This is a genomic window from Streptomyces laculatispora, assembly GCF_017353455.1.
GTDB lineage: Bacteria > Actinomycetota > Actinomycetes > Streptomycetales > Streptomycetaceae > Streptomyces > Streptomyces laculatispora.
Genome location: NZ_JAFMPZ010000553.1, coordinates 1 through 7,958, shown reverse-complemented (window position 1 = coordinate 7,958; position 7,958 = coordinate 1). Strand labels below are relative to the sequence as shown.

Genomic DNA, 7,958 nt, shown 5'->3' with positions numbered 1-7,958 from the left:
GCGGGCCGGCCGGGTCTCCACCGTTCAGCAGCTGCTCCAGACCCGGCCGGCCCGCATGATCCGCACGACGTGCCCGCCACAGTTGGTGCAGGTGGGCGTGGAAAGGGGGGAGGGCACTCGTTCGCCGTCCGCCTTGTAGACCACGAAAGCGTTGTTGGACGCGTCGACGTGGTGCTCTATTTCGTAGGCCTGTTCCCAGCCGTGTCCGCACCTCATGCAGGCGAAGGCATATGCCTCGTGCACGGTGGTTGCTGCGATCTCACTCATGCCTGCTCCTCTTGTCCGCCGGACAAGCACTCCGGAGAATGCGTCCTGTTATCCAGTGGACGCCTTTACCGGCGGAAGCGCACCGGGCCCTGTCGAGTGTTGGAGCGGTCTTGGCCTTCTCGTGGCAAAAGGGGCCGGTACGCGGCTCTCGCTTTGCCTTTCACGATAGTCCTTTGCCCTCCGACGGGCCGGTCCGAGCCGCATTCTTTGCTGCCACTACCGCGTCGAACACGTCGCGTTTGGGCAGCCCGGCCGCCGCGGCGACGGCGGCGATCGCCTCCTTGCGCCGCTCCCCCGCCTCCTCGCGCACCTGCACCCTGCGCACCAGCTCCCCGGCGTCCAGTTCCTCGGCTCCGGAGTCGGCCGCGCCCTCGACGACGACGGTGATCTCACCGCGTACGCCTTCGGCCGCCCAGGCGGCGAGTTCGCCCAGCGGACCGCGCTTCACTTCCTCGTACGTCTTGGTCAGCTCCCGGCACACGGCGGCGCGCCGGTCGGCGCCGAACACCTCGGCCATCGCGGCCAGGGTGTCGTCGAGGCGGTGCGGGGCCTCGAAGAAGACCATGGTGCGGCGCTCGTCGGCGACCTCGCGCAGCTTGCCGAGGCGTTCGCCGCCCTTGCGCGGCAGGAAGCCCTCGAAGCAGAACCGGTCCACCGGCAGCCCGGACAGGGCGAGCGCGGTGAGCACGGCCGACGGGCCGGGCACCGCGGTGACCTTGATGCCCTGCTCCACGGCGGCGGCGACCAGCCGGTAGCCGGGGTCGGAGACGGACGGCATCCCGGCGTCCGTGACCAGCAGCACCCGGGCGCCGCCGGTCAGCGCCTCGACGAGTTCCGGCGTACGGGCGGACTCGTTGCCCTCGAAATAGGACACGACACGCCCCGTGGTGTGGATGCCCAGCGCCTGGGTCAGCCGGCGCAGCCGGCGGGTGTCCTCGGCGGCGACGACGTCCGCCGTCTCCAGTTCGGTGGCGAGGCGTGGCGGGGCGTCCGCCACATCGCCGATGGGGGTCCCTGCGAGTACCAGCGTTCCAGTCGTTCCAGTCACAACGTCCATCCTCCCAGCACGGGGGGCGCCGCTCGCACAGATGCGTTCCCTACGATGGCGCGGTGACGAGTACAGCGCCCGATGCCCGGCAGGGCCAAGACGCCGGGGATCAGTACGGCCCGGAGCCGACTTCCTGGCAGCAGCGGCTGCGCCGCTTCGGCCATTCACCGCGGCCCGGGATCGGGCTGCGGGAACGGCTGGTGCCGCCGTACGCCCGCCCCGGGAGCCGCCTGTGGGCGGTGCTCGGAGTGCCCCCGGTGCTCGCGGACCGGCTGCTGCGCTGGTCGGCCTGGGGTGGCCCGCTGCTGGTGACGCTGGTCGCCGGGGTGCTGCGGTTCTGGAACCTGGGCAGCCCGCACGCGGTGATATTCGACGAGACGTACTACGCCAAGGACTCCTGGGCGCTGATCAACCAGGGCTACGAGGGGGCCTGGCCCAAGGACATCGACAAGCTGATCCTCGCCGACCCTTCCAAGGTGACCATCCCGGTCGATCCCGGCTACGTGGTGCACCCGCCGGTCGGCAAGTGGATCATCGGGATCGGTGAGCAGATCTTCGGCTTCACCCCGTTCGGCTGGCGGTTCATGGTCGCGGTGCTCGGCACGCTGTCGGTGCTGATGCTGTGCCGGATCGGCCGCAGGCTCTTCCGCTCGACGTTCCTGGGCTGCCTGGCGGGCGCGCTGCTCGCGGTGGACGGGCTGCACTTCGTGATGAGCCGCACCGCGCTGCTCGACCTGGTGCTGATGTTCTTCGTGCTGGCCTCGTTCGGCTGTCTGCTGATCGACCGGGACTGGGCGCGGCGCCGGCTCGCGGCCGCGCTGCCGGTCGACGCGGACGGGGTGCTGCGGCCGGACGCCGGGGTCGCCGAGCGGCTGCGGCTCGGCTGGCGGCCGTGGCGGATCGCGGCCGGACTCATGCTCGGCCTGGCCTTCGCCACCAAGTGGAACGGGCTGTACATCATGGTCGCGTTCGGCCTGATGACGGTCCTGTGGGACGTGGGCGCGCGGCGTACGGCGGGTGCGGTGCGGCCGTACGTGACGGTGCTGAAGCGGGACCTGGTCCCGGCGTTCGTCTCCACGGTGCCGGTCGCGATCCTCACCTACGTCGCCTCGTGGACCGGCTGGATCATCCACAACTCCCCCACCCGGCACGGCTACTACCGGGACTGGGCGGCGACCGACGGCAAGGGCGGCAGCTGGACCTGGCTGCCGGACTGGCTGCGCAGCCTGTGGCACTACGAGTACCAGGTCTACGAATTCCATGTGAACCTGACGTCCGGTCACACCTACCAGTCCAATCCGTGGAGCTGGATCGTGCTGGGCCGGCCGGTCTCGTACTTCTACGAGGAGCAGAACGGCTGCGCCGCGTCGGAGACCGGCAAGTGCGCCCGCGAGGTGCTGGCCATCGGCACGCCGCTGCTGTGGTGGGCCTCGTGCTTCGCGCTGCTGTACGTGCTGTGGCGCTGGCTCTTCCGCCGCGACTGGCGGGCGGGCGCGATCGCCTGCGGGGTGGCCGCGGGCTGGGTGCCGTGGTTCCTGTACCAGGAACGCACCATCTTCCTTTTCTACGCGGTCGTGTTCGTGCCGTTCCTGTGCCTCGCGGTGGCGATGATGATCGGCGCGATGCTGGGGCCGGCGGCGGGTACCGGGACAAAACACGAATTGGGCCTGCCGACCAGTGATCCCTCGGGCGAACGGCGCCGGACGCTGGGGGCGGTCGTGGCGGGCGTACTGGTCCTGCTGATCGTCTGGAATTTCATCTATTTCTGGCCGCTGTACACGGGAACCCCCATTCCGGAGAACTCCTGGCGCGATCGTATGTGGCTGGACACCTGGATCTAAGGGCTGTCCCGGATCACCGAGAGGGCGTGGCCGCCGGCCACGCCCTCTCGGATTCCGTCGACTGCTGTCGGCCGCAATCGGCGTCAGGCGATCTTGATACTCCCGCCGGGGGCGACAGACCCGGAGTCGTACGCGCTGATGACCGTGACAGGCCCGTCCTCGCAGGCCGGGTCGGCGAAGACTTCCACATCCGTGTCGGTCCGGTTGTCGATCTGGGCGCCGTCATCGCCTGCGGGATAGCAGCCGGGTCCGGGGTTCTCGTACGCCACTCCGTTGACGACCAGCGTGCCGTTCGCCGCGAATGCCGACTGGGGCATGGCAAGGGCGAGCATTCCGGCAGCCGCAAGGCTGCCGAGGGAAATCAGGGTTCGGCGCATGTGGGGGTCTCCTATGACAGGGGGCACTTTCTGTGCGCCCTCACCGATCATGATCACCACAGGCCGCGCCACGCACCGGGAACGTCATCCCAACGGGTTGGCCCACGCGTCTCCTTGACGGAGAAAGGAGAGAGAGGCCTTGATACCCGAATTCAACCGGTCTGTTCACGCCACAGCAGATCGCATTCCGATAACAACCGGCTCCACTGTCACGGCAGTCCCGTAAAGTCCCCGGAAAAGCCTCCTTGAACGTGTTCAAGGAGGCCTCCGGGGGAGGGGGTCGCGCACATGCGCAGCGGAACGAAGGTGGCCGTGATCGGCGGGGTGTTCGCGGTCGTGGTCGGTGGGGTGGGCTACGGGGCGTACAACGTCCTGGACGGGCTCGGGGACAGTGGCGTCGGGGGCGGCAAGGACATCACGGCCGCCTCGGAAGAGGTGAGGACCGGCCCGGTCACCAAGCAGGAGACAGCCGAGACGTCGAAGAAGTTCCTCGCGGCGTGGGCGAAAGGTGACGCGGCCGGCGCGTCCCAGCTCACCAACAACGAGGCGGACGCCGAGTCACTCCTGACGCAGTACAGCGAGTCGGCGCATGTCACCAAGGCCGTGATCACCCCCGGCACGGCGACCGGCTCGAAGGTCCCGTACACGGTCAGGGCAACCGTCTCGTACAAGGGGAAGACCAAGGCCTGGTCGTACGAATCCGACCTGACCGTGGTGCGCGGCCTGACCACCGGCCACGCGCTCGTCGACTGGAAACCCGCCGTCGTCCACCCGGAACTGCGGGCCGGCGAAACGCTGGAGACGGGCGAGGCGTCGACCGCGTCGATCGAGGCGGTCGACCGCAACGGCCAGGTACTCAGCAAGGAGAAGTACCCCTCGCTGGGCGGCATCCTGGACGAACTGCGCAAGAAGTACGGCGAGAAGGCCGGCGGCTCCACCGGTATCGAGACCTGGATCAACAGCGCGAACGCGGACGGCATCGACAAGACGCTGCTGACCCTGGCGAAGGGGAAGCCGGGCAGGGTCCCGACCACGCTGGACGCGAAGGTCCAGGCGGCGGCCGAGCGGGCGGTGAAGAAGTTCGACAAGACGTCCGTAACGGCCGTCGAGCCGTCGACCGGCGCGATCCGGGCCATCGCCAACAACCCGGCGAGCGGCTTCGAACCGGCCCGGAGCGGAGCGGTGGCCCCCGGCTCGACGATGAAGATCATCACCGCCGCGATGATCATCCAGAACGGCCTCGGCAACGCGAACTCAGCGGTCGAGTGCCCGTCCACGGTGCCCTGGGAGGGCGTGACCTTCCACAACCTGGACGAGTTCTCGATGCCGCATCCCACCCTGAAGACCGCCTTCGCCCGGTCCTGCAACACCGCTTTCATCAAGCCGGTGCTGCCGCTCGGCGCCGGCAAGCGGGACACGGCGCTCCGGGACGAAGCCGGGCAGTACTTCGGGATCGGCCAGGTCTGGCGGACCGGCATCGCCACGGTCGACGGCAAGGTGCCCGCCTCGGAAGGCGCGGAGACGGCGGCCTCGTACATCGGCCAGGGCAAGGTCCAGATGAACCCGCTGAACATGGCGTCGGTCACCGCCACCGCCGTCAACGGACGCTTCCGGCAGCCGTACATCGTTGCGCAGAGCCTGGACAACCGGGTCTTCGCCACCGCGAACCCGCTGCCGGGCGGGGTCTCGGCGCAGCTGAAGGAGATGCTGCACTACACCGCCACGGCCCCGGAGGGCACCGCCACCCAGGCCATGGCGCGCGTGGGCGGCGACAAGGGCGCCAAGACGGGTTCGGCGGAGATCGGCGGTCACGCCACCTCCGACAGCTGGTTCACCGGCTTCAGCAACGACCTCGCGGCAGCGGCCCTCGTCCAGTCCGGCGGCCACGGCGGGGACGCGGCCGGCCCGGTCGTCGCGGAGGTCCTGCTCGCGGGGCCGTGAGCGGTGCGCCCGGTGCGCCAAAGAAGTTGACGAACGTCACCCGATTTTCCGATAGTCGTAGAAGTGAATCAGGCGCACCGGCATCGGTCCGGTCCTGGGGAAACGGTCAGTGGCACAGGGGGAAGCGCGATGAACGCGGGCTGGATGCTGCTGCTCGTACTGGCCGTCGTGGGCGCGAGCGCGGTCGGCCGGCAGCTCCACCGCTACCCGGGAGGCCGGCGGTTCGCCTTCGGCCGCGAGTACTCCGCAGCGCGCCACGACCTCGACACCGCGCGGAACGCCCTGCGGGGCCTGGAACGGGCGGCACAGAAGGAGCTGTCCGGCGCACGGGCCGCCGCCCGGAAGGCCGAGGCCACCCAACGCCGCCGGGTGCGCAGCGCCGAGGCGGACGTCGGCTACCTGCGCGAGCCGGGCCGCGGACCGTACGTGGCCGAGATACCCGGCCTCTCCCTCTACCAGCACGTCCTCGTCGCGGACATCCCCGACGAGTGGCCCGGCGACCTTCCGCTGGACCGGATCGCCATCCGCGCCGATCACTCCCCGACGGCCTCCCACATCTACCTGACCGGCCCGGACGGGCGCCAGTACCTGCTGACCTACCCCGTTCATGAACTCGGCGAGGAGTACGTCCGCAAGTTCGTCGTCGACGTGCGGAACGCCATCCCCGCCGCCCGGACCTTCCAGCGGGACCGGCCCCGGCTCATCCGCGAGGCGGAGGCCGAGCTGAGACGCGTCGGCAACGACACCACCGGCCCATCGGAGGCCGGTCTCCGCCTCGACGCGCTCACCGCCCGCCAGAACGGCGACCCCCGTATCCCCAGAGCACGCCAGGATCTCGACGGCGCCCATGCGCGCTGGCACGCGCTCACCGGCCGCCTCCCCCGCTGACCAGAACCAGGTACCACGTGACACCGCTCGTCGCCACCGCCGTCCTGATCGCCGCGTTCACGCACGCCGGGTGGAACGCGATCGCGCACGCGATCAAGGACCAGCTGATCTCCTTCACCCTGATCTCCGGCGGCGGACTGCTGATCGGCGCGGTCGCGGCCCTCTTCGTCCCGTTCCCGGCGGCGGAGGCCTGGCCGTACCTGATCTTCTCCGCCGCCCTGCACGTGGCGTACATGCTGCTGCTGATGCGGTCGTTCACCCTGGGCGACTTCGGCCAGATGTACCCGATCGCCCGCGGCACCGCCCCGCTCGTGGTCACCGTCCTCGCCGCCGTCTTCGTGGGAGAGCGCCCGGACGGCTGGGCCACCGCCGGTGTCGCGGTGGCCTCGGCGGGGCTGGTCGGGCTGGCCCTGTGGGGCATCCGCGGCTCCGGCAAGCGCCCCCACTGGCCCGCGATCCTGGCCGCGCTGGCGACCGGTCTCGCCATCGCCGGCTACACGACGGTCGACGGCGTGGGGGTGCGCGCCTCGGGCAGTTCGCTCGGGTACATCGCCTGGCTGATGATCCTGGAGGGCACCGCCATCCCCCTCTACGCCCTGTACCGCCGCCGCTCCGCCCTGACCGCCCAGCTCCGTCCGTACGCGGTGCGCGGCCTGCTCGGCGCGGCCCTGTCGGTGACCGCGTACGGACTCGTCCTGTGGGCCCAGACCCGGGCGCCGCTGGCCCCGGTCGCGGCGCTGCGCGAGTCCTCGATCATCGTCGGCGCGGCCATCGGCACGGTGTTCTTCAAGGAACGGTTCGGCGCCCCGCGGGTCGCGGCGGCCGGGCTGATGGTGGTCGGCATCGGGCTGATGCTGCACACGAGTTGAAGTCGGGGAGCCGCCACGGACGCCCCGACTCGATGCAGAGGAGCCGCAACCACGCCGCCGGCCGCGAAGCGATCCAGCCGCGATCCCCGCGCTGCGAGCCACTGCCCCGGACCAGCACCAGGTCACCGGGCCCGCACCACCGCGGCACGCCCTTGGATCGCTTCGCGGGGCGGGAGCGGAGGCAGGCGGGCCTCCCGATGAGCACGAGGTGCCAGCCCTGATCGCCGCAACGGGAGGCCATGCCTGCCGGAACGCTCATGCGCATGGGCCGGAACGGCACGCGTGCTCAGCCGGGACGCGTTTGGCGGATACGACCCTCACCTGGAGCGCCTGCCGATTCAGGAGATCAGCCGGCGCCAGCTCCGCCGCTACCCGAGCGCCCTGGAGGCCGACCTCGTCCTGCTGGCCACGACCTCCACGGGGGACGGGGTTCCCCTGACCGCCTCCTGACCGGGCGAGGCACCTTCAGCCGCCGGCTCCACCTGGACACGACACCCGCACGTCCGGACGCTCCACGTGGGCCACCTCACCGACAGCCGGCCTACTGGTAACAGGTTCACGTTGCACACGAGTTGAACACTCCGTGGACCTCCTCGCAGGTCACCCGGCCCCACCGCCACCAAGCTGCCCCGCTCCGGCAACTCCGGCCGGGGCGGCGGTCGTTCACAAACTATTGACACGCTCTTGTCAGGAGCGGAACACTCCGAACCGGGAGAGCGCTCTCCCG

The 7,958-nt window shown here is 70.3% G+C and carries 7 protein-coding genes and 1 pseudogene; 5 read left to right on the top strand and 3 right to left on the bottom strand.

Annotation, left to right across the window (positions count from 1 at the left end):
• Positions 1–39 precede the first annotated feature (39 nt).
• Together J1C73_RS29400 and rsmI are read right to left on the bottom strand one after the other, a co-directional pair.
• A pseudogene (locus J1C73_RS29400) lies at positions 40–267 on the bottom strand (hypothetical protein); the annotation flags it as partial.
• A 160-nt stretch (positions 268–427) separates the two neighbouring features.
• Positions 428–1,324, bottom strand: a complete 897-nt coding sequence (rsmI, locus tag J1C73_RS29395) for a 16S rRNA (cytidine(1402)-2'-O)-methyltransferase (protein ID WP_207319036.1) — start codon at positions 1,322–1,324, stop codon at positions 428–430.
• 53 nt (positions 1,325–1,377) lie between these two features.
• On the opposite strand from rsmI, the gene J1C73_RS29390 reads away from it, so the two are divergent.
• Positions 1,378–3,156, top strand: a complete 1,779-nt coding sequence (locus tag J1C73_RS29390) for a dolichyl-phosphate-mannose--protein mannosyltransferase (protein ID WP_207319035.1) — start codon at positions 1,378–1,380, stop codon at positions 3,154–3,156.
• An 83-nt stretch (positions 3,157–3,239) separates the two neighbouring features.
• Here the strand turns inward: J1C73_RS29390 and J1C73_RS29385 are convergent, their stop codons facing one another.
• A complete protein-coding gene (locus J1C73_RS29385; protein WP_207319034.1) occupies positions 3,240–3,533 on the bottom strand; it encodes a hypothetical protein in 294 nt (97 codons plus the stop codon).
• Between the two features lie 288 nt (positions 3,534–3,821).
• Here J1C73_RS29385 and J1C73_RS29380 point away from each other — a divergent pair, with 288 nt between their 5' ends.
• From J1C73_RS29380 to J1C73_RS29365, 4 genes are all read left to right on the top strand, one after another.
• Positions 3,822–5,474: a penicillin-binding transpeptidase domain-containing protein gene (locus J1C73_RS29380; protein WP_207319033.1), complete on the top strand. Its 1,653-nt coding sequence runs from the start codon at positions 3,822–3,824 to the stop codon at positions 5,472–5,474.
• A gap of 129 nt (positions 5,475–5,603) precedes the next feature.
• Positions 5,604–6,362, top strand: coding sequence for a hypothetical protein (locus J1C73_RS29375; protein WP_207319032.1), 759 nt, complete (start codon positions 5,604–5,606; stop codon positions 6,360–6,362).
• A gap of 17 nt (positions 6,363–6,379) precedes the next feature.
• Positions 6,380–7,231 carry an EamA family transporter gene (locus J1C73_RS29370; RefSeq protein WP_207319031.1) on the top strand — a complete coding sequence of 284 codons (852 nt, stop codon included), beginning with the start codon at positions 6,380–6,382 and terminating at the stop codon, positions 7,229–7,231.
• A gap of 282 nt (positions 7,232–7,513) precedes the next feature.
• Complete coding sequence (locus J1C73_RS29365; protein WP_207319030.1) at positions 7,514–7,681, top strand: hypothetical protein; 168 nt, start codon at positions 7,514–7,516, stop codon at positions 7,679–7,681.
• Positions 7,682–7,958 lie beyond the last annotated feature (277 nt).